Raw genomic sequence first — 24,103 nt, 5'->3', positions numbered from 1 at the left:
AGTTCCTACTCTGCCAGCCAGTCCCAGACCAGCCACCATCAATACTCACAGTAGTTCTGGGGAGAAGTTATCCACAGATTAGTACGGACTATTGCCGTATGATGCCGGATAGTGCAATTTGGTTTCATGTACCTAAGTATGACGACTCAAAAGCTCTATCGGCTCGGGTTCACCAAAGACGAGATCCGGCGCGGGGAGAAGTGCTGCCTCGAACGCGTAGCGCGAGGACGATATGTGGCCACCGGCTCCTGTGCGGACGCGCGACATGAGCCGATCTGGGCGGCCCTGACCGAAGCCGACTTCGAGGAATTCGGCTACCAGGGCGATATGCGCGATGAGATCGAACCCCTGAGAGTGCTCATTCGCACGCGGGCCGAGAAGATCCACTCCGCATCGGGGCGATGGCGGGTGACGAAAGGGCGCGAGGTCTTCTCCCATGTGTCGGCGGCACTCATCCACGACCTCCCGATCGCCTATCCGGTCGGGACGAGGGTGGAGGTGTTCCGGCCGAACGTCAGTCGAAAGTACCGGCACCTCTATGTGCGCAATCGCGAGATTCCGTCTGCTCACCGGAAGATGGTCGGCATCTATGCGGTGACGACGATGGAGCGCACGCTCATCGACATCGCCCGAGACTATGGTCCGGACGTGTCCGTGCCGATGCTCGACGAGGCGATCCGCCGGCGCCGCACCACGCGTTTCCGCATCGAAGCGGTGCTGGCGGAGTGTCCCGAATCCCGCGGGGGCGCCGCGGTGCTGCGTGCTCTCGACCTCACCGACGGCAGGCGCGAGGCCCCCTCGGAGTCGATCGCAGCGGTGCGCTTCTTCGAACACGGCATCACCGGATTCGAACCGCAGGTGGAGTTCTTCGGCCACCTCGGCGAGGTCATCGCCCGCGTCGACTTCTGCAACCACGATGCCCGACTCATCGTCGAGATCGACGGGATGGAGAAGTACACGATGGAGGGCCGTTCGACACGAGAGAGCCTCGCCGCAGAGAAGGCGCGTGAAGCAGCGCTCGAGGCCCGGGGGTACAAGATCATCCGGCTGACCTTCGGAGACCTGTTTCGCACCGCGCCGTTCGAACGCATCCTCGGGACCCTTGCCGCGCGTCTGCGCACCGGATGATGTGCCCAGAAGCACCTGACGGCGGCCCAGCAACCTCGCGCGCGGTTGCTGGGCCGCCGTCAGGTAGCAATTAGGGGAGGAGTTGGGTGCGGAGGCGGGCGACGTGGCCGCGGGCGTCGACGTCGTACTCGGCGTGGCTCAGCGTGCCGTCGGCGCCGATGACGAAAGTCGAGCGCTGGGTTCCCTGGAACGTGTGCTCCCCGATCGTCTTCTGCCCATAGCTGCCGTAGGCCTTCGCCACCGCCGCACGGGGGTCGGACAGCAGCGAAAACGTCAGTCCCTCCTCGGCGGCGAATTCCTTGAGCGACTCGGTGTCATCGGGGAGACGCCGAGGACCTCGAAGCCGGCGGCTGCCAGCGCAGAGAGATTGTCCCGGAAATCGCAGGCCTCCGTCGTGCAGCCCGGCGATGCCGCCTTCGGGTAGAAGTAGACGATGACGCTGCGGCCGGCGAAGTCGTCTTTCGATAAGGTCCGCCCCTCGGCGTCGGTGAGGATGAAGTCGGGAGCGATGTCTCCGACGGTGAGCTGAGTCTGAGTAGTCGTGGTCACGGTGCGTCCTTTCGTCGTTGAAATGGTCTGTTCAGCGGCGAGCTGAGTGCGCACGCCTGCGCGGCCGTGTCCTCGATGAGCGCTTCGGCGCGCTCGGACAGGGTGGTGAGGTCCGCCGGTCCCGGTGCGATCGACAGCGCCGCCGTGATCCCGGCCTCCCGGCACTCCGCGGCGGACAGGCCGACCCGACCGGCGATGACGATCACCCTCGCCGAGGCGGGGGCGTGGTCCCGTACGGCCGCGACGACCTTCCCGCCCAAGGATTGGGAATCGAAGGATCCCTCTCCCGTGAGCACAAAGTCGGCATCGGCCAGCGCCTCGGACAGTCCCGCAGCCTCGGCGACCATCGTCGATCCGGGGACCACCTCGGCGCCGAGCAGCGTCGTCAGCGCCAGCGGAATCCCGCCGGCGGCCCCGAATCCCGGAGTCGCTGCCAGGTCTCTCGCCTCGGTGGAGCTGCCGGTGAGCAACCCCGCCAAATGACCGAGTCCGGAATCGAGCACGGTCACCGAGTCCGTATCCGCTCCCTTCTGCGGGCCGAAGACCGAAGCGGCCCCGCGGGGCCCGGTGAGCGGATTGTCGACGTCGACGGCGATGCGCCACCGCACCGTCGTGGCCCGTCGGTCCAGCTCCGAGGTGTCGACCGCGGAGATCGATGCCAGCCCGCCTCCGCCCGGTGTGACCGGCTGACCTGCGGCGTCGGTGAAGCGTGCGCCGAGGGCGGCCAGGATTCCGGTCCCGCCGTCCGTGCTCGCCGAGCCGCCGATGCACAGCAGGATCTCCTCGACCCCGAGTTCGAGTGCCGCGGCTGCGATGAGCCCGACGCCGTAGGTATCGGCGCGTTCGGGCTGCAGCCCCACATCCGAGACCTGTGGCAGGCCATTGGCTTGGGCGGCTTCGATGACCGCGGTCCGTCCGTCCGGGGAGAGACCGAAGTCCGCCGAGGTGGTCCTGCCCAGGGCATCGACCGTGTCCACGGTGCGCGGCCGAGTTCCCCAGACGGCGAGCAGAGCGTCGAGCGTGCCCTCCCCGCCGTCGGCGAAAGGCAGCTCGGCGACTCGCGCGTCGGGGAAGACCGCCCGGGCGCCCCGGGCCATGGCGGCCGCGGCGGCAGGGGCGGAGGCCGAACCTTTGAAGGAATCGGGCGCACAGACGATCGTCGGGGTCTGATCATTGGGATACAGGCTCATGCACTCATTCAACCTCATCGTCGATGGCCGGACATGCGGCGGTTGCCATACACCCAGTATCCACCATGCGAAATAAATTTTCCACAAAAGTGTGTGAGCAATTTGACATTGCCGATGACGCCCAGCAGACTCGGAGCAGTTGTTCGGAAATGGTATTCCGAACGGTGAAAGTCATTCAGCCCTGCCAAGGAGGTCACCGTGGACCTGGCCGAGTTCAACCGACTCCCAGCCGATGATGCCCGCGGAATTCTGCGTCCCTGCCTCGACGTCGACCGGTGGATCGACGCGGTCGTCGACGCCCGCCCCCTGGCTGACCTCGACTCCGCCAAGGCCGCATCACGAACTGCGACACCGCTGACCACCGTCGAGATCGACGCCGCGATGTCCCATCATCCGCGCATCGGCGAGAAGGCGAAGGGCGACAGCGCCGAGGCAGCCCATTCGAGCAGTGAACAGGCCGGACTGGGCACCATGGAAGCCGATGTGCAGTCCCAGCTGGCCGCAGGCAACGCCGCCTACGAAGCCCGCTTCGACCGCGTCTTCCTCATCCGCGCCGCCGGGCGCACCCCTGAGGAGATACTGTCCGAACTGCAGCGCCGCATGGACAACACCGCAGAGGATGAGACCGCCGAGGTCGGGCAGCAGCTCATCCAGATCGCCGAACTCAGACTCGAAGGAATCCTCGCATGAGCTTCATCACCGCCCACGCGCTCGACTCGATGGTCGGCACCCCTGCCGCCGACCTCGAGGTCACTCTCTACTCCGGTGACGAGGTCATCGTCTCGGCCCGCACCGACGACAACGGACGTGTCTCGGACTTCGGCCCCGACCACCTCGAGCCGGGCAACTACCGGATCGTCTTCGGCACCGGCGAATACTTCGCGGCCCGAAAGGTCGACCACTTCCATCCCGTGGTCACCATCGACTTCACCGTCCAGGCCGGCCAAGAGCACTATCACATTCCGCTGCTGCTCAGCCCCTTCGCCTACAGCACCTACCGCGGCAGCTGAGCCGCGCCTACAGCCGCTCACAGGGGAAGCAGGCCCCCTGCAGGATCGCCATCCTCAACAAACCGCCGAAGCCGACCGGCAACTGCCGGCAGGCCTCGCCAATCGAATGGTCACGGTGTGCGCTGGGCCGCACGCCGACGAATTGGAGGAAGAAAATGAGCAAGGTCCGACTGACATCGAACCAGTACGGCAAGGCGGAGAACCGACTCATGCGGGTCTACCGCGATACCGACCGCCACGAGATCCGCGATCTCAACGTCACCTCGCAGCTGTGGGGCGATTTCGAGACCGCGCACACCCAAGGCAACAACGAGCACGTCGTCGCCACCGACACCCAGAAGAACACGGTCTTCGCGAAGGCCAAGGAGCTGGGCGTGAGCTCGCCCGAGCAGTTCCTCATGGGCCTGGCCGACCATTTCACGTCGAGCTTCGACTGGGTCACCGGCGGGCGCTGGGAGGCCGAAGAATACGGCTGGGATCGGATCAACGACCACAAGCACTCGTTCTTCAGGTCCGCACCCGAGGTCCGCACCGTCGTCTTCACCCGCGACGGCGACAAAGACACGCTGATCTCCGGCTTCAACGGGCTCACCGTGCTCAAGACCACGGAATCGGGCTTCGTCGGCTACCCGAAGGACAAGTACACGACCCTGCCGGAGACCGACGACCGGATCCTCGCCACTGATATCGCCACCCGATGGATCTACAACACCACCGACCTCGACTTCGAGGCCGTCTACACGAAGGTCAAGGAGATCATCCTCGACTCATTCACCGACCACTTCTCCCATGCCCTGCAGCATACGCTGTACCAGATGGGGGAGAAGGTCATCGAGGCCGTGCCGGAGATCGACGAGATCCGCTTCTCGTGCCCGAACAAGCACCACTTCGTCTATGACATCGACCGTTTCGGGCTCGAGAACCCGAACGAGGTCTTCATCGTCGCCGACCGTCCCTACGGCCTCATCGAAGCCACCTTCACCCGTGAAGGCGTCGACGAGAACAAGGACGCGTGGGCGCAGGTCGCCGGCTTCTGCTGAGACCTGACCATCACCTGCTGAGACAGGACTTTCCATCTCCGGGCTCCCGGGGTACTGTTCCGGGAGCCCGGATCCCGTGAGAAGGAAACCCCGATATGACACAGGACACAACCTCGTCGAGTTCGAGGGGAATCACCGACGAAGAGGTCGATGAATGGATCGAGTCCTGGGAAGGGCTCGTCGACGCGCGCGGAACCCAGCGCGCGGCCGAGATCATGGAGGCGCTGCGTGCACGCGCGGCCACGAACTCCGTCGCCCAGCCCAAGGTCACCACCACTGACTACGTCAACACCATCCCCGTCGACCAGGAGCCGTTCTATCCGGGTGAGGAGAAGGTCGAACGTCGCTTCCGGAAATGGCTGCGCTGGAACGCCGCCATGCTCGTCCACCGGGCGCAGCGGCCCGAGATCTCCGTGGGCGGACACATCTCCACCTACGCCGGCGCCGCGACACTCTACGAAATCGGATTCAACAACTTCTTCCGCGGCCAGGACCATCCCGGCGGCGGCGACCAGGTCTTCTTCCAGGGCCATGCTTCACCGGGGATGTACGCCAGGGCGTTCCTCGAAGGCCGCCTGTCCGAGGCTGACCTCGACGGGTTCCGGCAGGAGGTCTCCCGTGCCCCGCATGGACTGAGCTCGTATCCGCACCCACGGCTGATGCCGGAGTTCTGGCAGTTCCCGACCGTGTCGATGGGGCTCGGCCCGATCAACGCGATCTATCAGGCGCAGATGAACCGCTACCTCCACAACCGCGGCATCTCCGACACCTCGGATCAGCGGGTGTGGGCGTTCCTCGGCGACGGTGAGATGGACGAACCCGAATCGCGCGGCGCCCTGCAGCTGGCCGCCAACGAAGGGCTCGACAACCTCACCTTCGTCGTCAACTGCAACCTCCAGCGCCTCGATGGACCCGTGCGCGGCAACGGCAAGATCGTCCAGGAGCTCGAGGCGACCTTCACCGGCGCCGGCTGGGACGTCATCAAGGTCCTGTGGGGACGCGAATGGGATGACCTGCTGGCCGCCGACCGCACCGGCGACCTCGTGAAGATCATGAACGAGACCCTCGACGGGGACTACCAGACGTTCAAGGCCGAATCCGGCGGATTCATCCGCGACAACTTCTTCGGCCGCACCCCTGCCACGAAGGGCCTCGTCGACCACCTGTCCGATGACGAGATCTGGAATCTCAAGCGCGGCGGCCACGACTATCACAAGGTCTTCGCCGCCTACCAGAAGGCCGTGAACACCAAGGGCAAGCCGACCGTCATCCTCGTGCAGACCGTCAAGGGCTACGGTCTGGGCACGACGTTCGAGTCCCGCAACGCCACTCACCAGATGAAGAAGTTCACCGCCGACGACGTCAAGGCCTTCCGCGATCGGATGGACATCCCGATCAGCGATAAGGTCATCGACGAGGATCCGTATGCCGTGCCCTACTACCACCCGGGCAAGGACTCCGAGGAGATCCAGTACATGCTCGACCGTCGGCGTCAGCTCGGCGGATTCCTGCCGGCGCGGAAGCCGGAGAACAATCGGATCACCCTGCCCGCACCGAGTGACAAGGCGTTCGCGCAGACGAAGAAGGGCTCGGGGCAGCAGATGGCCGCCTCGACGATGGCCTTCGTCCGGCTGCTCAAGGACCTCATGCGAGAGAAGGGGCTGGGCGAGCGGATCGTGCCGATCATCCCCGATGAGGCCCGCACCTTCGGCATCGACGCGTTCTTCCCGACCGCGAAGATCTACAACCCGAACGGGCAGAACTACCTCGCCGTCGACCGCGAGATGTTCCTCTCCTACAAGGAAGCCACCAGCGGTCAGCTCCTCCACGTGGGCATCAACGAGGCCGGTGCCGCCGCCGGATTCACCGCTGCGGGTACCGCGTACTCGACCCACGGCGAACCGATGATCCCGGTCTACGTGTTCTACTCGATGTTCGGGTTCCAGCGCACCGGCGACGCCTTCTGGGCCGCCGGTGACCAGATGACCCGCGGGTTCATCATCGGCGCCACCGCCGGTCGCACGACCCTGACCGGCGAGGGCCTGCAGCACGCCGACGGCCATTCCCCGGTGCTCGCGGCCACGAATCCGGCCGTGCGCGTCTTCGATCCGGCCTTCGGCTACGAGATCGGGCACATCGTCCGCGACGGACTGCATCGCATGTACGGCGAGCACGACCTCGGCGAGGACGAGCGCAACGTCATGTACTACCTCACCGTGTACAACGAACCGATGCTCCAGCCGGCCGAACCGGACGACGTCGACGTCGAGGGCATCCTCAACGGCATCCACCGCGTCGCCGAGGCGTCCCCGGGTGACCGTCCGCATGCGCAGCTGCTCGCCTCCGGTGTGGCCGTGCCGTGGGCGCTCGAAGCCCGGGACCTGCTCGCCGCCGACTGGGGCGTCGACGCCGCCGTCTGGTCGGTGACCTCATGGGCCCAGCTGCGCCGCGACGGCCTCGACTGCGAGGCAGCAGAGCTCAACGCCGCCGACGGCACCGAGGCGGCCGACCGCGTGCCGTACGTGCGGCAGAAGCTGGAGGGCCAGCCGGGACCGATCGTGGCCACGAGCGATTTCGACTCGACTCAGCCGGATCTCATCCGGCCGTACCTCGACCACGATTTCGCGACCCTCGGCGCCGACGGGTTCGGCTTCTCCGACACTCGCGCCGCCGCACGCAGGCACTTCAAGATCGACGCGCACTCGATGGTCGTGCGCACCCTGCAGCTGCTTGCCAAGCGCGGTGAGATCGACGGATCCATCCCCGCCGAGGCGGCTCGACGTTATCGTCTGAACGACGTCAACGCCGGCACTTCGGGAACGGCCGGCGGAGACTCCTGACCCGATCGGAGAACTGAAGTCAGCGGCCGCTCTGCATCTCTGCGGAGATGCGGGCGGCCGCGTCTTTGAGCAGGGGCACGGCGCGATCGGCGAACGACTGGTCGACGCGGCTGATCGGTCCCGATACGGAGATCGCCAGAGGAACGGGGGAGTCGGGGATGGCCATGGCAAAGCAGCGCACTCCCAGCTCCTGCTCCTGCTCGTCGATGGCATAGCCGCGCTCACGGATGCGGCCCAGCTCGGCCTCGAGCTCGTCGATCGTGCCGATGCTGTATTCCGTGGGGGTGGGCATTCCTGCGGTGGCGGCGATACGCCTCACCTGCTCGGAACCCAGGCCCGCGAGGATGGCCTTGCCGACCCCGGTCGCGTGCATATGGGCACGTCGTCCCACCTCGGTGAACATCCGCATCTGTCGTTCGGAGGCGACCTGATCGACGTAGACGACCATGTCTCCGTCCATCGTCGCCACATTCGCCGACTCCCCGAGTTCGGCGACGAGCTCGCGCAGATAGGGTCGGGCGATCGCGCCGAGCTGAGAGCCGGCGATATCGCCGAGCCGCACCAGACCGGGTCCCAGCGCATAGCCGCGGTCGGGCAGCTGCCGGACCACGCCGAGGTTGACCAGGGTGTTGAGTAGGCGGTGGATCGTCGGCAGAGGCAGATTGACGTCCGCGGCGATATGGCTCAGTGTCGCCGATCCTGCGGAGTTCGCGATGCATTCAAGCAGCCCGAACGCACGTTCGACGGACTGCACTCCGCCCTTGGACTGGCGGACCGCCGGGGTGTCGTTGCTGCTCATCGAAGTTCCTTAATCTGTGGTGAGTCTCAGCAGTGAAACTCCGTTCAGTGTAGTCGTGAATGGAAGAAACTTTCCGAATTCAAGGGTACCGTCTAGAATTTCCGCCAGGCAAAAGTGGACATCCATAATACGGAAATTCGATATCAAGGAGGATATTTCCCATGGTCGCCACCAGCCCCGGATACTCCACCCGGCTGCGTCATCCCCTCGGTCATCGACCCGGAGGTTGCGAAGAAGGTCGCCGAGGCGGTCGCCCACGTCTCGTCCTGATGGCCCAGAGAGCCTTACGTGCCTGGGGGTGGAGAATGAGAGACAATGAGGCCGGGCCGGGCGTTGCCGCCTCGCCGTCGAACCCCGTGCAGAGAAAGAGAATGTGAAAGTGGAACGATCAACACTGGCCGATATCGACTCGCTGCTGGGGGACACGGACGAGCTTCTGGCGACCGCGTATCCGGGAGATCGCGACGTCCGACAGCCCGTGCACACCGTGTACGTGCCCGGACACCGCACGAGTGCGGACCTGCCGTACCAGTGGGGTCAGCAGGCGCTTGAGTGCGTCGAGGCCCACGGCGGAATGCTGCAGCTGGCCGAACGTGTCATCACCGCCGCCAACAAGGAATCCGGGCCCGCGATCCCCGGCCAGGTGGCCAGCATCCATCAGGTTGCCCGAGAGGCCGAACTCCTCGCCGAGGCGGTCACCGCGAAACTCGAACGTGAGCCGATCGAGGACCTGCGCCTGGACTTCGAAGACGGTTTCGGCGACCAGGGCGATGAGACCGAGGACCGGTGGGTCGTCCAGGCCGCCCGCGATGCGGTGGCCGGGCGCACCGAGAAGGGAGCCCCTGGCTTCGTCGGCATCCGCTTCAAATGCATGGAGAAGGCCACCCGGGAACGCGGTCTGCGCACCCTCGACCTGTTCCTGACCGAGCTCATCAAGGCCGGCGGCAGTCTGCCGGACAACCTCGTGCTCACCCTCCCGAAGGTCAGCACCGTCGACCAGGTGAGGGCGATGGTGCTCGCCGCTCGTGCGCTGGAAGCCGAGCACCGCCTCGGCGAGGGGACGATCACCTTCGAGATCCAGGTCGAGACCCCGCAGATCGTCCTCGCCGCCGACGGCACCGTGCCCCTGGCGACGGCACTGCAGGCCGGGGCCGGGCGCGTGACCTCGCTGCACTACGGAACCTATGACTATTCGGCGTCGCTGGGCGTGGCCGCGGCCTACCAGGCGATGGACCATCCGGTTGCGGACTTCGCGAAGAACCAGATGATGCTCGCCGTCGCCGGCACCGGAGTCCACCTCTCCGACGGGTCGACGAACATCCTCCCGCTCGGCGAACCCGCAGAGGTCCACCACGGTTGGGCGCTGCACGCCGGCCTCGTCCGCCGCCACCTCAAGCGGGGGATCTACCAGGGCTGGGACCTGCACCCGCACCAGCTGCCGACCCGGTTCCTGGCGACTTTCGCCTTCTACCGCGAAGGCGGGGCCAGGGCGGCGCAGCGCCTGCACGACTATGTGTTCAAGGCGGATTCGACGGTCCTCGACGAACCCGCCACCGCGAAGGCGCTCGCCCGCTACCTCGATCGGGGGCTCGTCTGCGGAGCCCACACCGAGGAGTTCGTGACCTCGCGGACGAACCTCAGCCTCACACAGCTCGGGCAGCTCGCCCGCACCGGCTCGCTCGACTGAGCGCACTGACCACCGACCGAAGGAGACCCCGCCCATGACGACGACCGACCCGTACACCTACTGGGCCCCGACCGGCGGACACCCGCCGCAGTCCGATCTGCTCACCGACCGTGCTCTCGTCACCGAGGCCTATACGGTCATCCCGCGCGGAGTGCTGCGCGACATCGTCACCTCGAATCTGCCCGAATGGACCGGGACCCGGTCGTGGGTGCTGAGCAAGCCCGTGGCCGGGGGAGCGGTGACGTTCTCGCAGACGATCCTCGAAGTCGCCCCCGGGGGCGGCTCCGAGAAGCCGGAACCGCAGCCCGAGGTCGAGGGGTTCCTCTTCGTCATGGCGGGAACGCTCGAGGTCACTCATGAGGGCACCGCGCACACGCTGACCCCGGGAGGGTTCGCGTTCCTGCCCGCCGGATCGACGTGGTCGGCGACGTCCACCGGCACCGAGGCGGCCCGCTTCCATTGGGTGCGCAAACGCTACCAGCCCGTGGCCGGGCTGACCCCGGAGGCGAAGTTCGGCAACGAAGCCGATATCGAGCCTTCGCCGATGCCCGGCACCGACGGACGCTGGCGCACGACCCGTCCGCTCGACCCGGACGATCTCGCCTATGACATGCACGTCAACATCGTCACGTTCGAGGCCGGAGCGGTCATCCCGTTCGCGGAGACGCACGAGATGGAGCACGGCCTCTACGTGCTCGAAGGCAAGGCCGTCTACCGTCTCAACGGCGACTGGGTCGAGGTGCAGGAGGGTGACTTCATCTCCATGCGCGCCTTCTGCCCACAGGCCTGCTATGCCGGCGGTCCCGGACGCTTCCGCTACCTTCTCTACAAGGACGTCAACCGCCAAGTCGAGCTCTGAGAGACGCGATGAAGCGGCTGGCCGGAACGGATTCCGGCCAGCCGCTTCTGTCTTTGTCAGTCGGCTGAGTGTGTCAGTCCACTCAGATGAGCTGCAGCGTCCGGGAGGTGTACTCGGAGACCTCCTTGAGCAGCGTCTCGTCGTCGACGAGGTCGCGGCCCAGCGAAGGGATCATGTTCTTGAAGCTCTTCTCCCAGCCCGCGTACTCACGCGGGAAGCAGGTCTTGAGCAGTTCGATCATGATCGGCACCGCCGTCGACGCACCCGGCGAGGCGCCGAGGAGGGCGGCGATCGAACCGTCGGCCGATGAGATGAGCTCGGTGCCGAACTGGAGCACACCGCCCTTCTTCGGATCCTTCTTCATCACCTGCACGCGCTGACCGGCCTGGATGAACTCCCAGTCGGATGGGTCGATGTTGGGGATGAACTGGTTCATCGCCTCGAAGCGCGCCTTCTTCGTCGCAGCCAGCTCGCCGAGGAGGTAGGTGATGAGATCCGTGTTGTCCTTGGCGACGTTGAGCATCGTGGCGAGGTTGTTCCCGCGCACGGAGAACGGCAGGTCGGTGAAACGGCCCTTCTTGAGGAACTTCGGCGAGAAGCCGGCATAGGGTCCGAACATCAGGTAGTCCTTGCCGTCGACGACACGGGTGTCGAGGTGCGGCACGGACATCGGGGGAGCGCCCTGCGCCGCCTGGCCGTAGACCTTCGCCTGGTGGCGGGCGACGAGATCCTCATTGCCGGTGCGCAGGAAGATTCCGGAGACCGGGAAGCCGCCGTAGCCGCGTCCCTCGGGGATGCCGGACTTCTGCAGCAGCGGCAGCGCGCCGCCGCCGGCGCCGACGAAGACGAACTTCGCGCCCACCTGGTGGGTCTCGTGCGAGAGCAGGTCCTTGACGGTGAGAGTCCATCCGTCGGAGGAGCGCTGCAGATCGGTGACCTGGTGGCTGGTGCGCACGGTCGCGCCCTTGTCGGCGATGTAGCTGAGCAGCTGAGTCGACAGAGAGCCGAAGTCGACGTCAGTGCCCTTCTTGATCCGCGAGATGCCGTTGACCTGTCCCGGTCCGCGGCCTTCGAACATCAGCGGCAGCCAGTCCGCCTGAGTCGCCGGGTCGTCGGTGTACTCCATGTCCGCGAACAGCGGGTTGCGCACCATCGTCTCGTAGCGCTTCTTGATGTAGTCACGGCCCTTGTCGCCGCGGCCGTAGCTGACGTGGGCGACGGGATTGATGAACGACTTCGGGTCGGTGATGACACCGGTGTCGACCAGGTGCGACCAGTACTGGCGCGAGTGGTGGAACTGCTGGTTGATCGTCGAGGCCTTCTTCAGGTCGATCTGACCATTGGAGTCCTCGGGGGTGTAGTTGAGTTCGCAGAGTGCGGCGTGGCCGGTGCCGGCATTGTTCCAGGGACCCGAGCTCTCGGTGGCCACATGGTCGAGCTTCTCGTAGACACGGATGTCCCATTCGGGCTGAAGTTCGGTCAGCATGGCGCCCAGAGTGGCGCTCATGATGCCGCCGCCGATCAAGACGACGTCGACTTTTTCCTGCGGTGAGGGCATTTGGACTCTCATTCCTCGTCTCTGACTACGTGTATTCGTCTCTCAGGGTACTCTCCGGCATCAGCACTCCTGTAACCCGGGCAGTGGCAACAGCCCGTTCCGAGAGCATTCTCACAGCGGATGAGTGTCCGCACCAGCCGTCGGAATCCGACCATTCGGACGCTTTGGCAAGACAGTCTGTGTTGCTCGCCACAAGGTGTGCAACTATGGGCACATGTCCAAACGTTTCCTGCTCCGTGACGCGCTGGCCGAATTCCCTCCCTATGTTCCCGGCAAGCCTCCCGTCGCATCCCCGGGCCTGACCCCGTTCAAACTGTCTTCGAACGAAAATCACCTGCCGCCGCTGCCCGGCATCGTCGAATCGGTGGCGACCGCCTCGGCGACTCCGGGGAACTACCCCGATCCCACCGCGGCCGCGCTCGTAGCCGACATCGCCTCCCACCTCGATGTCGAACCCGCCGAGGTGGTCCCCGGCGCCGGTGCCTCCGAGGTCCTCACGGCGCTGACGAACATCACCCTCGAGGCGGGCACCTCCGTGGTCTATCCGTGGCCGTCGTTCGAGATGTACCCGATCCTCGCCTCGGCGAGAGGTGCCCAGAAGCGCCCCGTCGATCTCCTGGCAGACGGTCGCCACGACTTCGCCGGTCTGGCTGCGGCGATCGATGACACCACTCGCCTCGTGCTGCTGTGCTCGCCGAACAATCCGACCGGTCCGACGATCACGGACGCCGAACTCGACGGGTTCCTCGCCGAGGTGCCCGAGTCCGTCGTCGTCGTCCTCGACGAGGCGTACCTCGAATTCGCCACCGAGGCGGCCGACGGTCTGGCCGCGCGGAAGAGGCACCCGAATCTCGTGCTCGCCCGCACCTTCTCGAAGGCGCACGGCCTGGCGGGTCTGCGTGTGGGCTACGGCATCGCCGACGTCGAGATCGCCTCGGCGATGCGACAGGTCATCGCTCCGTTCTCCGTCACCGCCGGCGCTCAGGCCGCGGCTCGGGAATCGCTGTCCCGGGTCGACGAGGTGGCCGTGCGTGCGAAGGAGATCGCTGCGGTGCGCGACCGGTTCGCGCACGATCTGCGGGAGCTGGGCCTGTCCGTGCCCGACGCTCAGGGCAATTATGTGTGGATCGCACTCGACCCCGAGGCGGCCGTCGCCTTCGAAGGCGAGTGTGCGAAGCAGGCCGTGGCCGTGCGTCGCCTGCAGGGCGGCGTGCGTGTGAGCATCGGCCCCGATGAGGCACTCGAGCGCGTGCTCAAGGTCGCTGCGTCGCTGTGACGATGAGTGCAGACGCTGCAGTGACTGCGGATCTGTCCGGCCTCGCCGCCGAGCTGAGTCCGGGAGGGTTGGTGACCGACCGTGACGTCATCGATTCGTATTCGGCGGACAAGGCCCTGTTCTGTCCGGTCGGCCAGGCGGCGGCCCTGGTCCGGGCGGTCAGTGTCGATGATGTCGTCGCGGTGATGCGTTTCGCCACCGAGCATCGGATTCCCGTGGTCACTCAGGGTGCCAGGACGGGGTTGTCGGGGGCGGCGAACGCCACGGACGGGGCGATCCTGCTCAACGTGGCGAAACTGGACGCGATAGTCGACATCGACGAGGTGAATCAGACGTGCCGGGTCCAACCGGGTGTGATCAACCAGGATCTCAAGCAGGCTCTGGCCGAGCGTGGTCTGTCGTATCCGCCGGATCCGGGGTCGGTGGCGATCTCGACGATCGGTGGGAACGTCGCCACGAACGCCGGCGGCATGTGCTGTGTGAAGTACGGGGTGACGCGGGACTATGTGCGGGGCATGACGGTGGTCCTGCCCGATGGGACCGTGACTCGGTTGGGGCGGCAGACGGCGAAGGGTGTGGCCGGTCTCGATCTGGCGGGTCTGTTCGTCGGCTCCGAGGGCACTCTGGGCGTCATCGTCGAGGTCACTTTGGGGCTGAAACCCTTGTTGGCGCCGCCGGTGACCGGTGTCGGGATCTTTGCGGATATGGAGTCGGCCGGGCATACGGTCTCTGAGTTCATGGCCTCCGGTGCGGCGCCGTCGCTGCTCGAGCTCATGGACGGAGGCACCGTGGGCATGATCAATGCGTATGGGGATTTCGGTCTGCCCGATGGGGCCGGTGCACTGCTGCTTGTCCAGTCCGATGCTCCGGGCCCTGCCGGTGTGACCGAGCTGGAATCGTTCGAGGCGATCGCCAAGGGCCAGGGGGCTGATGAGGTGTTCTTCTCCGAGGATCCGGCAGATTCGGAGATGTTCGTCGCGGCTCGGCGGGCGGTGTCACCGGCGATGGAGAAGTACGTTGCTGGCCTCGGCGGAGGAGAGCTCATCGATGATGTGTGTGTTCCCCGGTCCCGCCTCGGCGAGTTCTTCGCCCGGTTGGATGAGATCGCAGCTGCGCACACGGTGGAGGTGGCTACGGCCGGGCATGCCGGAGATGGGAATATGCATCCGAGTGTGCTCTTCGATGCCTCCGATGCCGCGAGTGTGGCCGAGGCGAAGGAGACGTTCGCTGAGATCATGCAGCTGGGTCTGGATCTGGGTGGGACGATCACGGGTGAGCACGGAGTCGGATATCTGAAGAAGGACTGGCTGATGCGCGAACTCGATCAGGGTGCGCGGGCGCTGCAGACCTCGATCAAGGCGGCGGTGGATCCGTTGGGGATCCTCAACCCGGGCAAGATGCTCGGCTGAGACCTCGGGTGATCGAACTCAGCCCGGTCGACGCATGTCGAAACGCTGATCCGAGCGGATCCCGAAGTATGCGGTCGGTCCTCCGCCGCGCAGCACCGGTTCGGCGGCGACTGTGTCGACGATCCCGTCGTCGAGCAGGGATTCGTCGAGATGGACACCCACCACTTCGCCCACGGTGAACCACGAACCCGAGCCTTCGCCGTCCGAGGTGCGGAGGTCGATGATCTGGGTGACTCGGCATTCGAAGGTCGCCGGTGAGGCTGCCACGCGTGGCGCAGAGATCTCCACGGACTCGGCCGCCTCGACTTCTGCGGCGGAGAACTCGTCGACCTCAGCGGTGGTCGACGAGGCGTTCATCGCCTCGGCGAGGGCCCGAGTGACGAGATTCCACGTGAACTCCCCAGTCTCCCGGCAGTTGGCGACGGTGTCCTTCCACGCGTTACTGGAGAAGCCTACGAGCGGTGGAGAGTAGTTCAGCGCATTGAAGAACGAATAGGGCGCGAGGTTGCGACGGCCGTCGGCATCGAGGGTGCCGATCCAGCCGATGGGACGCGGCGCGACGATGGCGTTGAAGGGGTCGTGCGGCAGGCGGTGGCCCTCGGACGGGCGATAGAAGTGGGTCACCCGACCTATTCAAGCAGGTGTTCCGGGAGAGCGCACTGTGCGGGACGGTCTCTGTCTGGTTTCGTCCGTGACAAGATGATGACGGAGTGTGGCGTTCCGTGACACCGCTCACACACTGGCAACCTGTCGCGGTCTACCGTGATGGCGTGACTCTCACCCAGCTGCCCGTCCTCGACCTCAGCCTCGCCGATGACCCTGCGACCGCGGCCGACTTCCGCGCCGAGCTGCGTCGTGTCACCCACGAGATCGGCTTCTTCTACCTCACCGGCCACGGCCTCCCTGACGCCGAATTCTCCCGCATCATCGACACCGCTCAGCGGTTCTTCGCCCTGCCCGAGGCTGACAAGCTCGCGATCGAGAACACGAACTCGCCCCACTTCCGCGGCTACACCCGCACCGGCGGGGAACGCACCCGCGGCAAGGTCGACTGGCGCGAACAGATCGACATCGGACCCGAACGCGCACCCGTGGCCGAACCCGTCCACGACTACGACCACCTCACCGGCCCCAACCAGTACCCGAAGGCACTGCCCGAACTGCGGGAGGTCACCGACTCGTGGCACGCCCGGCTGAGCGAGGTCGGCAACCGACTGCTCAGCGACTGGGCACTCAGCCTCGGCCAGAGCGCCGACCACTTTGACGAGGCGTTCGCCACCGATCCCGAATCCTTCATCAAGATCGTCCGCTACCCCGCGGCCGAGGACGACACCGTCACCCAGGGCGTCGGCGAACACCGCGACGGCGGCACCCTCACCCTGCTCTATCCGCAGCCAGGAACGACGGGTCTGCAGGTGCTCACCGACGACGGCTGGATCGACGCCGACCCGATTCCCAACTCCTTCGTCGTCAACATCGGCAAACTCCTCGAAGTCGCCACCGACGGCTACCTCAAGGCCACCGTCCATCGGGTGCTGCCGACGAAGCCCGGCGAGGATCGGATCTCGATTCCGTTCTTCTTCAACCCTGCGCTCAGCTCACAGCTGCCGCCGGTCGAGTTGCCCGCCGAATTCGCCGAGCAGGCTCGCGGAGTCTCCGTCGACGAACTCGACGCGCTGCACTCGGTCTACGGAGAGAACGCGTTCATGTCCCGCGTCCGCTCCCACCCGAACGTCGCCGAGAAGTTCTACCCGGAGCACGTGAGCACCACGCCCTGAGGTCTCTGGCCAAATCGGTCAGGGCTGGGCGCTCAGCGCTCAGCGCTCAGTCTGCTCCGCCAGCCCCGCAATATCCGTCGCACGCACCCGGCAACAGCCGCCGATGAGGCGGGCACCGAGGCGGGCCCACGGCTTCAGCGGCCACGATCCGATACCGGCCTCTGTGCCGTCTTCCCGCCATTGCATGGCGGTCGCGTCGTAGGTCTCGCCTGAATTCGGGTAGGCGATGAGCGGCAGCTCGGAGTGCGCGGCGAGCTCGGTCAGCGCCGGGGCGACGAGGGATGGTGGCACGCAGTTGACTCCGACCGCCCTCACCGCCGCCGAGGCGGCCACCGCCTCGGCGAGGTCCGCCAGGGTGCTTTCGTCGGGCATGGTGGGGGCGGTCATGTCCGTGGTGCCCTGTAGAGTCACTGTCACCCAAGCCGGGAGGCCGGTCTCCTCGGCCAGGGCGATGAGTGCGCGGATCTCATCGAGGCGCGGTTGGGTTTCGATGGCGAGCAGGTCCGCGCCCGCCTCGGCGAGGGCTTCGATGCGCGGACGATGGAAGGCGGTGTAATCCTCAGGACTCCGGTGATAGCTTCCCGTGTACTCGCTGCCGTCGCCGAGCCCCGCACCATACGGGCCAACGGACCCGGCGACGAGGATTCTAGTGCCTGGTGCGGCACTGTGATCTGTCGCAGCCCGCGCGATTCGCACGCTGTCGCCGATGATCCGGCTGCCCTCATCGGCGCTGATTCCCGCCTCGGCGAACCCGAGCGGCGTCGCCTGGTAGCTTGCGGTCGTGAGTATTCGGGCTCCTGCGTGCGCGAAGGCGGTGTGCACCGCGAGCAGAGTGTCCGGATCACGGCGGATGAGCTCGGCCGACCACAACGCATGGTCGAGGTCGATGCCGCGATCCTCGGCGGCACTGCCCAGCCCGCCGTCGATGACGATGGGGGCGGCCGCCTCGGCGTGGGTGAGCATCTGGGTGAACGTCATGGACTTAGTTAAGCTTGTCTGGTGACTACAGACGAAACTCCGGCAACATCCGAGACCGCGCCCATCAACGACCGATCGCAGTTCGGCTTCGAGGTGGGCACGCGTCTGGACACGGGCGGACGCACCGGAGTCATCCACACCCCGCACGGGGACATCCAGACCCCCGCGTTCATTCCCGTCGGCACGAAGGCCACGGTCAAGGCGGTGCGCCCCGACGAGGTCGCCGAACTCGGCGGTCAGGCGGTGCTCTCGAACGCCTACCACCTCTACCTGCAGCCGGGCTCGGACCTCATCGACGAGGCCGGCGGGCTGGGGAAATTCATGAATTGGCCCGGACCCACCTTCACCGACTCCGGCGGATTCCAGGTGATGAGTCTCGGCTCGGGGTTCAAGAAAGTCATCTCGATGGAGTCGACGGGGGAGCAGAACGACGAACTCGTCGCCGTCGGCAAGGAACGGCTGTCGAACGTCGACGATGATGGGGTCACGTTCAAGTCCCACCTCGACGGATCGATGCACCGGTTCACCCCGGAGATCTCGATGCGCGTCCAGCATGAACTCGGCGCCGACATCATGTTCGCCTTCGACGAGCTCACCACGCTGGTCAACACCCGCGGGTACCAGGAGGAATCGCTCGAGCGGACCCGGCTGTGGGCGCTCCGCTGCATCGACGAGCACTTCCGCCTCACCGAGGCGCGGTCGCACCGGCCCTACCAGGCCCTCTTCGGGGTGCTGCAGGGTGCGCAGTACGAGGATCTGCGGCGCAAGGCGGCCCGGGACCTGGGGGCGATGGACTTCGACGGCTTCGGCATCGGCGGGGCGCTGGAGAAGGAGAACCTCGGCATCATCATCCGCTGGGTGTGCGAGGAGCTGCCGGAGAACAAACCGCGGCACCTGCTGGGCATCTCCGAACCCGACGACCTGTTCGAAGCGATCAAGACCGGCGCGGACACCTTCGACTGCGTCTCGCCCTCCCGCGTGGCCCGCAACGCCGCGATCTACACCCGCGACGGCCGGTACAACCTCACCGGCGCGAAGTACCGCCGTGATTTCGGCCCGCTCGATCCCGACTGCACGTGCTACACGTGCCAGAACTACTCACGGGCGTACCTGCGGCACCTGTACAAGGCGAAGGAGATGCTCTTCTCCACCCTGTGCACCATCCACAACGAGCACTTCGTCGTCTCGCTCGTCGCCGAGATCCGGCAGTCGATTGTCGGCGGCCGGTTCGACGAGCTCGAAACCGAGGTCCTCGGCCGGTACTACGCGAAGAAGTAGGCGCGCTTTCGGCGAACGCTGCGGTCGCTCCGGCCCCACATGCTGCCGCCCGCAGGTGAGTCATCGACCTCTGATCAGCGCATCGAGTTCAATCCCGATGACCTGATCAGAAGTCGATGCGTTCAGGGACGGAACTCGATGAGACCAGGGACGAAACTCGATGACACTTGCCGTCGGCCCCCTCTCGTACAAGGCCGGCCGCACTGCGTCCGGTCGGCCTAAGCCCGGGCCTTGTCGAGTTCGTAGCTGGGTTCGTGGCGCTTGACGAGCTTGATGACCCGGTAGGTCACGGGCAGGAAGATGATCTCGACGGCGACTTTGTAGACGAAGCCGACGATGATGTAGTTGAGGAAGTCGAGCCCCGGGATGACCCCGGCGAACGCGATGATGCAGAACAGCAGCGTGTCGACGAATTCGCCGACACCGGTCGACGTGAGCAGACGCACCCACAGCTTCGATTCGCCCATGCGCTTCTTGACCGCCACGAGCACCCATGAATTGAGCAGCTGGCCGACGAAATACCCGACGAGGGAAGCCGCGACGATGCGAGGGTAGAAGCCGAGCACGGCGGCGAACGCGTCCTGGTTCTCGTAACCGGGTCCCGGAGGCGAGATGAGCACGAGCCAGAAGACGAAGGTGGCCAGGATCTGCAGGGCGAAACCGGTGATCACGGCCTTGCGAGCGGCTTTGAAGCCGTACACCTCGCTGATCACATCGCCGAGGATGTAGGCAATGGGGAAGAGGAACGCGCCGCCGTCGGTGACGATCGGTCCGAAGCCGATGACCTTCGTGGCCGAGATGTTCGAGATGATGAGCACCGTGCAGAACACGGCGAGGAAGACCGCGTAGTAGCGGCCCCGGGAGGAAGCGAAAGCTGCGAATCGTGCAGCCGAGGTGGTGGTGTGCGCCGGATCGGTGGTGCGATCCGGCTGCCCAGACTCTGCTTCGGAACGTCCGGACTCAGCCTCAGGCCTCTTCTGCGACAACGGTGATTTCCTTCCCTCCGGTGACCGTGAGCAGCTGCTCGTACGTCAGAGGCACCATCGAATTCGGTGTCCCCGCGCCGGCCCAGAGAACAGGATAGTCCTTCAGCGACACATCGACATAGGTGGGAATCGGCTCCGGGTGTCCGCAGGGAGCGACCCCGCCGATGACCTGCCCCGTGGCCTCGCGGACGAGTTCCTTCGACGCCCGGTCGAGGGAGTCGACGCCGATGAGTTCGGCGACATGTGCGGTGTCGACCTGGTGGGCGCCCGAGGCCATGATGAGCACGGGGTCGCCGCCGGAGGAGAAGATGAGGCTGTTCGCGATCGCCCCGACCTCGATGCCCAGCGCTTCGGCCGCCGCGGCCGCCGTCGGCGTCGAACCGTCGAAGATCTCTATGCGCGGATCGATGCCCGCAGCCGCGAGATCAGCGGCGACCGCCTCGTGGTTGGGGTGGTCCCACTTCGCCGAGGCGGCTCCGGACTCGGTCTCGGTCGTTTCCACCTCGTCCTCCCCGTCGACCTCGGTGACGGGTTCCGCGAGGCCGCGACGGCGCAGCAACGGGGCGACATCCGGGCGGGTGCCGAAGAAGCGTTCGATCGCCGCCATCGGGTCGACCGAATAGCCGGGGGCGAGGATCGCCTCGCGGAAGGCATCTCCGGCCTCCCGGTTGAGGCCGCCCTGGGATTCGAACCATTCGCTCACCCAGGCGGCGATGACCTCGGAGTAGAGGTAGGAGTAGTAGCCCGCCGCATACCCGGAGGCGAAGATGTGCCCGAAGTAGGTCGACCGGTAACGCGGCGGCACGAGTGGCGAGAAGCCGGCGGCGGCGAGCACCTCGGATTCGAAGGACAGCACATCGGTGATGTGCTCACCGGCCTCGAGCGAATGCCAGGACAGGTCGAGCATCGCGGCGGCGAGGTATTCGATGGTGTCGAAGCCCTGCCCGAACTTCTCGCTGGCAATGAGGGCGTCGACGAGTTGGGCCGGCATCGGCTCACCCGTGTCGACGTGTTTGGCGAAATGTGGGAGGACCTGCGGGTGGAAGCCCCACATCTCGTTGAGCTGCGAGGGGAATTCGACGTAGTCGCGGGGGACCGCTGTGCCCGCCGTCGACGGGTACGTCGAGTTCGCGAACAGTCCGTGGAGCACGTGTCCGAACTCGTGGAACAGGGTCGTCAGCTCGGTCGGGTTGAGCAGGGTGGGCCGGCCCGGTCCGGGCTTGGCGAGATTGAGCGAGAGTGTGACGACCGGCAGCAGACCGGTCAGCCGGGAGGCGGGAACCAGCTGGTCCATCCAGGCTCCGCCGCGTTTCGTGTCCCGGGCGTAGGGGTCGATGAGGACGAGTCCCAGGGGGCGTTCGGTGACGTCGGTGACCTCATAGGCGCGGACGTCCTCATGCCAGGCGGTGACGCCGTCGTAGGGGGCGAAGGTGATTCCGTACAGGCCGGTGGCGGCCCGAAAGACGCCTTCGGTGAGGACGGTGTCGAACTCGAAATACTTGGCCATCTCGTCGGGGTCAATGCCGAATTCGTCGGCCCGGTACTTCGCGAGGTAGTACTTCACGTCCTCGGGCGCGACGTCGTCGAGTCCGTAGCGGTCCCGAACCAGGCCGAGCTCCTCGTCGAGCTGAGCCTTGGCGGGGTTGATCAGGGAGGACACGATGTCTGCAGCGGCGTCCGGATTGCCGGCCGTCTGATTGTCGATGGCGAAGGACGAGTAAGAGGGGTATCCGAGCAGATGCGCCTTGAGCGCACGCAGCGCCGTGGTGTCGGCGACCTGGGTGCGGGTGTCGCCGTCGCCGCCGCGGGATCCGCGGGCCATCGAATTATTCAGCACATGCCGGCGGGTCTGGGTGGTGTCGAGGGATTCGAGCACGAGCTGCTGGGTGAAGTTGTTCAGCGGCAGCAGGTAGCCGTCGACACCGCGTTCGGCGGCACGATTCGCCGCTGCCGCGATCTGATCGTCGTTCATCCCGGCCAAGGATTCGGCCTCGCTGAGGTGGACGGCCAATTCGCGCGTATCGAGCTGCAGCGCGCGGGAGAAGGAGTTCTCCAATGTGGTCAGTTCGGCCGCGATCGTGGCCATCTGCTCGCGTTCTTCTTCGCCGAGGCGGGCTCCCGCACGCACGAACTGATCGATGGTCAATTCCTGCTGACGCTTGTCCTCAGGGTTGAGGTCGGAGACCGAGACCTGTTCGATGCGGTGGAAGAGGTCGACATTCAGCAGGATCTCCGTCTGGGTGGCCGACAGGAGCTGCCAGGTCTCGGAGATGGCGTCAGTGAGTTCGGGACGGAGATGATTCGACTCGATGGCTGCCGCGACGGAGGCGATGCGGGTCATCGGCACGGACGCGGATTCGAATCTCACGGTGGTGGAGAAGAACGTGGACTCGGAATCGTCGGCGATGATGGCAGCCACCTCGGCGCGGGCGAAATCGGTGGCCGTGTGAACCGCGGTCAGCAGCGTCTCCGGGGTGACTGCGGCGAAGTCGGGTAGCGAATAGTCGGTCTGCGGGTCGAGGAACGCTTCCCAGACATCGATGCTGTTCGGATCTGCGTTCATTCTCGACGATTCACTTTCTTAGCGGTTGAGGGTTCGCTCCGATCCTAACGCGAGTCGACCGTCCGGTGCATGATCGCTGGTTACACTGGTTTCCATGGGCACTGGGCAGGGCAAGTCCCTCACACTCAACAGCGCGTTCCGGCTCGGTTTCACCGGCGCCCTGGGCGTCGGGTTGGCGATCCTGGTGATGACGGCGCTGCAGTCCGTGGCGACCGTGATCATCTACATCGGTCTGGCGCTGTTCCTCGCCCTCGGGCTCGAACCGATCGTGCAGTGGCTCGTCGATCGCAAGGTACCGCGGTCGCTGTCGGTGCTCATCGTCGTCGTGGCCTTCATCCTCATCGTCGTCGGCGTCGCGCTGCTCATCGCTCCGGCCGTGATCAGTCAGATCCAGACGTTCATTGCGGATCTGCCCGGAATCGTGGCGAACCTCGCCACGACCGGGTGGGTCACCGAACTCGAGGAGCAGTTCACCGGCGCGATCGACATCGATGCGGTGTTCGCCAACATCTCGGACTGGGCTTCGGATCCGAAGAATGTGCTCTCCCTCGGCGGCGGCGTCGTGTCGATCGGGGCGGGGATCTTGAGCTTCCTCACCGGCGTGATCATCGTCGTCATCCTCACCATCTACTTCGCCGTGTCCATGCCGACGATCAGATCCGCGATGTTCTCCCTGGTCGCGGCCTCATCGCGACCGACGGTCGAATCCGTCACCGAGGAGGTCACCCGATCCATCGGACGTTACGTCCTCGGTCAGGTGTCGCTGGGTGTCATCAACGGCGTATGCTCGGCGATCTTCCTCACCATCATCGGCGCCCCGCTGCCAGCGTTGTTGGCGTTCGTGGCGTTCCTCGCCTCGCTCATTCCCCTGGTCGGTCCGATCACCGGTGCGATCATCATCACCGCGTCCTGCCTGATGGTCTCGCCCGGGCTGGGCATCACAGCCGGAATCTACTACCTCGTGTACATGCAGGTCGAGGCGTATCTGCTCAGCCCACGGATCATGAACAAGGCTGTCGACGTGCCCGGTGCCCTCGTCATCATCGCCGCGATCGCCGGCGGAACCCTCGGCGGCGTGCTCGGTGCGGTGGTCGCGGTGCCGGTGGCCGCCTCGGCGCTCATCATCATCCGCAAGGTCGTCGTCCCGGCGCAGGCGAAGAAGTAGGAGCGGCTGG

At 65.8% G+C, this 24,103-nt stretch carries 19 protein-coding genes and 1 pseudogene; 12 read left to right on the top strand and 8 right to left on the bottom strand.

Going from position 1 to position 24,103, the window contains the following annotated elements; genetic code table 11:
- Nucleotides 1–138 precede the first annotated feature (138 nt).
- Nucleotides 139–1,128, top strand: coding sequence for a DUF559 domain-containing protein (locus ACTIIH_RS08325; RefSeq protein ID WP_441451390.1), 990 nt, complete (start codon nt 139–141; stop codon nt 1,126–1,128).
- A 70-nt stretch (nt 1,129–1,198) separates the two neighbouring features.
- On the opposite strand, the pseudogene bcp reads toward ACTIIH_RS08325, so the two are convergent.
- Nucleotides 1,199–1,677 (bottom strand): annotated as a pseudogene (gene bcp, locus ACTIIH_RS08320) (thioredoxin-dependent thiol peroxidase).
- Nucleotides 1,674–2,867 (bottom strand): glycerate kinase, encoded by a 1,194-nt coding sequence (locus tag ACTIIH_RS08315; protein WP_441451389.1) that lies wholly within the window; start codon nt 2,865–2,867, stop codon nt 1,674–1,676. Before ACTIIH_RS08315 ends, bcp begins: the two are co-directional and overlap by 4 nt.
- 198 nt (nt 2,868–3,065) lie before the next feature.
- On the opposite strand from ACTIIH_RS08315, the gene uraD reads away from it, so the two are divergent.
- From uraD to aceE, 4 genes are all read left to right on the top strand, one after another.
- Nucleotides 3,066–3,557, top strand: coding sequence for a 2-oxo-4-hydroxy-4-carboxy-5-ureidoimidazoline decarboxylase (gene uraD, locus ACTIIH_RS08310; protein WP_441091113.1), 492 nt, complete (start codon nt 3,066–3,068; stop codon nt 3,555–3,557).
- A complete protein-coding gene (gene uraH / locus ACTIIH_RS08305; RefSeq protein WP_169251509.1) occupies nt 3,554–3,877 on the top strand; it encodes a hydroxyisourate hydrolase in 324 nt (107 codons plus the stop codon). Before uraD ends, uraH begins: the two co-directional genes overlap by 4 nt.
- A gap of 155 nt (nt 3,878–4,032) precedes the next feature.
- On the top strand, nt 4,033–4,917 hold the full coding sequence (pucL, locus tag ACTIIH_RS08300) for a factor-independent urate hydroxylase (RefSeq protein ID WP_441451388.1): 885 nt from the start codon (nt 4,033–4,035) through the stop codon (nt 4,915–4,917).
- Between the two features lie 95 nt (nt 4,918–5,012).
- Nucleotides 5,013–7,757 carry a pyruvate dehydrogenase (acetyl-transferring), homodimeric type gene (gene aceE / locus ACTIIH_RS08295; RefSeq protein ID WP_441451387.1) on the top strand — a complete coding sequence of 915 codons (2,745 nt, stop codon included), beginning with the start codon at nt 5,013–5,015 and terminating at the stop codon, nt 7,755–7,757.
- A gap of 19 nt (nt 7,758–7,776) precedes the next feature.
- Here aceE and ACTIIH_RS08290 read toward each other — a convergent pair whose 3' ends face one another.
- Complete coding sequence (locus ACTIIH_RS08290) at nt 7,777–8,556, bottom strand: IclR family transcriptional regulator (RefSeq protein ID WP_441451386.1); 780 nt, start codon at nt 8,554–8,556, stop codon at nt 7,777–7,779.
- Nucleotides 8,557–8,935: 379 nt separating this feature from the next.
- Between ACTIIH_RS08290 and ACTIIH_RS08285 the strand changes: the two genes are divergently transcribed.
- Entirely contained in the window at nt 8,936–10,243 is a 1,308-nt protein-coding gene (locus tag ACTIIH_RS08285) for a DUF6986 family protein (protein WP_441091109.1), read from the top strand.
- A 34-nt stretch (nt 10,244–10,277) separates the two neighbouring features.
- Nucleotides 10,278–11,102, top strand: a complete 825-nt coding sequence (locus tag ACTIIH_RS08280; protein ID WP_441451385.1) for a bifunctional allantoicase/(S)-ureidoglycine aminohydrolase — start codon at nt 10,278–10,280, stop codon at nt 11,100–11,102.
- Between the two features lie 82 nt (nt 11,103–11,184).
- Here the strand turns inward: ACTIIH_RS08280 and ACTIIH_RS08275 are convergent, their stop codons facing one another.
- Nucleotides 11,185–12,660, bottom strand: coding sequence for a malate:quinone oxidoreductase (locus ACTIIH_RS08275; RefSeq protein WP_441451384.1), 1,476 nt, complete (start codon nt 12,658–12,660; stop codon nt 11,185–11,187).
- Between the two features lie 214 nt (nt 12,661–12,874).
- On the opposite strand from ACTIIH_RS08275, the gene ACTIIH_RS08270 reads away from it, so the two are divergent.
- A complete protein-coding gene (locus ACTIIH_RS08270) occupies nt 12,875–13,936 on the top strand; it encodes an aminotransferase class I/II-fold pyridoxal phosphate-dependent enzyme (protein ID WP_441091106.1) in 1,062 nt (353 codons plus the stop codon).
- A 2-nt stretch (nt 13,937–13,938) separates the two neighbouring features.
- On the top strand, nt 13,939–15,345 hold the full coding sequence (locus tag ACTIIH_RS08265; RefSeq protein WP_441451383.1) for an FAD-binding oxidoreductase: 1,407 nt from the start codon (nt 13,939–13,941) through the stop codon (nt 15,343–15,345).
- A gap of 18 nt (nt 15,346–15,363) precedes the next feature.
- Here the strand turns inward: ACTIIH_RS08265 and ACTIIH_RS08260 are convergent, their stop codons facing one another.
- Nucleotides 15,364–15,969 carry a flavin reductase family protein gene (locus ACTIIH_RS08260; protein WP_441091104.1) on the bottom strand — a complete coding sequence of 202 codons (606 nt, stop codon included), beginning with the start codon at nt 15,967–15,969 and terminating at the stop codon, nt 15,364–15,366.
- Between the two features lie 146 nt (nt 15,970–16,115).
- Between ACTIIH_RS08260 and ACTIIH_RS08255 the strand changes: the two genes are divergently transcribed.
- A complete protein-coding gene (locus ACTIIH_RS08255) occupies nt 16,116–17,123 on the top strand; it encodes an isopenicillin N synthase family dioxygenase (RefSeq protein ID WP_441091103.1) in 1,008 nt (335 codons plus the stop codon).
- Nucleotides 17,124–17,162: 39 nt separating this feature from the next.
- On the opposite strand, the gene mmuM is transcribed toward ACTIIH_RS08255, so the two are convergent.
- Nucleotides 17,163–18,101, bottom strand: a complete 939-nt coding sequence (gene mmuM / locus ACTIIH_RS08250; RefSeq protein ID WP_441451382.1) for a homocysteine S-methyltransferase — start codon at nt 18,099–18,101, stop codon at nt 17,163–17,165.
- 21 nt (nt 18,102–18,122) lie between these two features.
- Between mmuM and tgt the strand changes: the two genes are divergently transcribed.
- Nucleotides 18,123–19,379 (top strand): tRNA guanosine(34) transglycosylase Tgt, encoded by a 1,257-nt coding sequence (tgt, locus tag ACTIIH_RS08245; protein WP_441451381.1) that lies wholly within the window; start codon nt 18,123–18,125, stop codon nt 19,377–19,379.
- A 218-nt stretch (nt 19,380–19,597) separates the two neighbouring features.
- Here the strand turns inward: tgt and ACTIIH_RS08240 are convergent, their stop codons facing one another.
- Both ACTIIH_RS08240 and ACTIIH_RS08235 read right to left on the bottom strand, forming a co-directional pair.
- Complete coding sequence (locus tag ACTIIH_RS08240; RefSeq protein ID WP_441451380.1) at nt 19,598–20,365, bottom strand: queuosine precursor transporter; 768 nt, start codon at nt 20,363–20,365, stop codon at nt 19,598–19,600.
- Nucleotides 20,346–22,928: a M3 family metallopeptidase gene (locus tag ACTIIH_RS08235; RefSeq protein WP_441451379.1), complete on the bottom strand. Its 2,583-nt coding sequence runs from the start codon at nt 22,926–22,928 to the stop codon at nt 20,346–20,348. Before ACTIIH_RS08235 ends, ACTIIH_RS08240 begins: the two co-directional genes overlap by 20 nt.
- 94 nt (nt 22,929–23,022) lie before the next feature.
- Here ACTIIH_RS08235 and ACTIIH_RS08230 point away from each other — a divergent pair, with 94 nt between their 5' ends.
- Nucleotides 23,023–24,093: an AI-2E family transporter gene (locus ACTIIH_RS08230; protein ID WP_441451378.1), complete on the top strand. Its 1,071-nt coding sequence runs from the start codon at nt 23,023–23,025 to the stop codon at nt 24,091–24,093.
- Nucleotides 24,094–24,103 lie beyond the last annotated feature (10 nt).

Origin of the sequence: Brevibacterium sp. (assembly GCF_052105255.1) — a bacterium.
Classification (GTDB): Bacteria; Actinomycetota; Actinomycetes; order Actinomycetales; family Brevibacteriaceae; genus Brevibacterium; species Brevibacterium linens_B.
The sequence above is the reverse complement of the archived record's forward strand: the minus strand, read 5'-3'. Positions and strand labels throughout refer to the sequence as shown.

Bases quoted from the DNA above. Each gene is read 5' to 3' on its own strand.
- ACTIIH_RS08325 (WP_441451390.1), top strand. From the start codon at position 139: ATGACGACTCAAAAGCTCTATCGGCTCGGGTTCACCAAAGACGAGATC.
- ACTIIH_RS08315 (WP_441451389.1), bottom strand. From the start codon at position 2,867: ATGAGCCTGTATCCCAATGATCAGACCCCGACGATCGTCTGTGCGCCC.
- uraH (WP_169251509.1), top strand. From the start codon at position 3,554: ATGAGCTTCATCACCGCCCACGCGCTCGACTCGATGGTCGGCACCCCT.
- pucL (WP_441451388.1), top strand. From the start codon at position 4,033: ATGAGCAAGGTCCGACTGACATCGAACCAGTACGGCAAGGCGGAGAAC.
- aceE (WP_441451387.1), top strand. From the start codon at position 5,013: ATGACACAGGACACAACCTCGTCGAGTTCGAGGGGAATCACCGACGAA.
- ACTIIH_RS08290 (WP_441451386.1), bottom strand. From the start codon at position 8,556: ATGAGCAGCAACGACACCCCGGCGGTCCGCCAGTCCAAGGGCGGAGTG.
- ACTIIH_RS08280 (WP_441451385.1), top strand. From the start codon at position 10,278: ATGACGACGACCGACCCGTACACCTACTGGGCCCCGACCGGCGGACAC.
- ACTIIH_RS08275 (WP_441451384.1), bottom strand. From the start codon at position 12,660: ATGCCCTCACCGCAGGAAAAAGTCGACGTCGTCTTGATCGGCGGCGGC.
- ACTIIH_RS08270 (WP_441091106.1), top strand. From the start codon at position 12,875: ATGTCCAAACGTTTCCTGCTCCGTGACGCGCTGGCCGAATTCCCTCCC.
- ACTIIH_RS08265 (WP_441451383.1), top strand. From the start codon at position 13,939: ATGAGTGCAGACGCTGCAGTGACTGCGGATCTGTCCGGCCTCGCCGCC.
- mmuM (WP_441451382.1), bottom strand. From the start codon at position 18,101: ATGACGTTCACCCAGATGCTCACCCACGCCGAGGCGGCCGCCCCCATC.
- ACTIIH_RS08235 (WP_441451379.1), bottom strand. From the start codon at position 22,928: ATGAACGCAGATCCGAACAGCATCGATGTCTGGGAAGCGTTCCTCGAC.
- ACTIIH_RS08230 (WP_441451378.1), top strand. From the start codon at position 23,023: ATGGGCACTGGGCAGGGCAAGTCCCTCACACTCAACAGCGCGTTCCGG.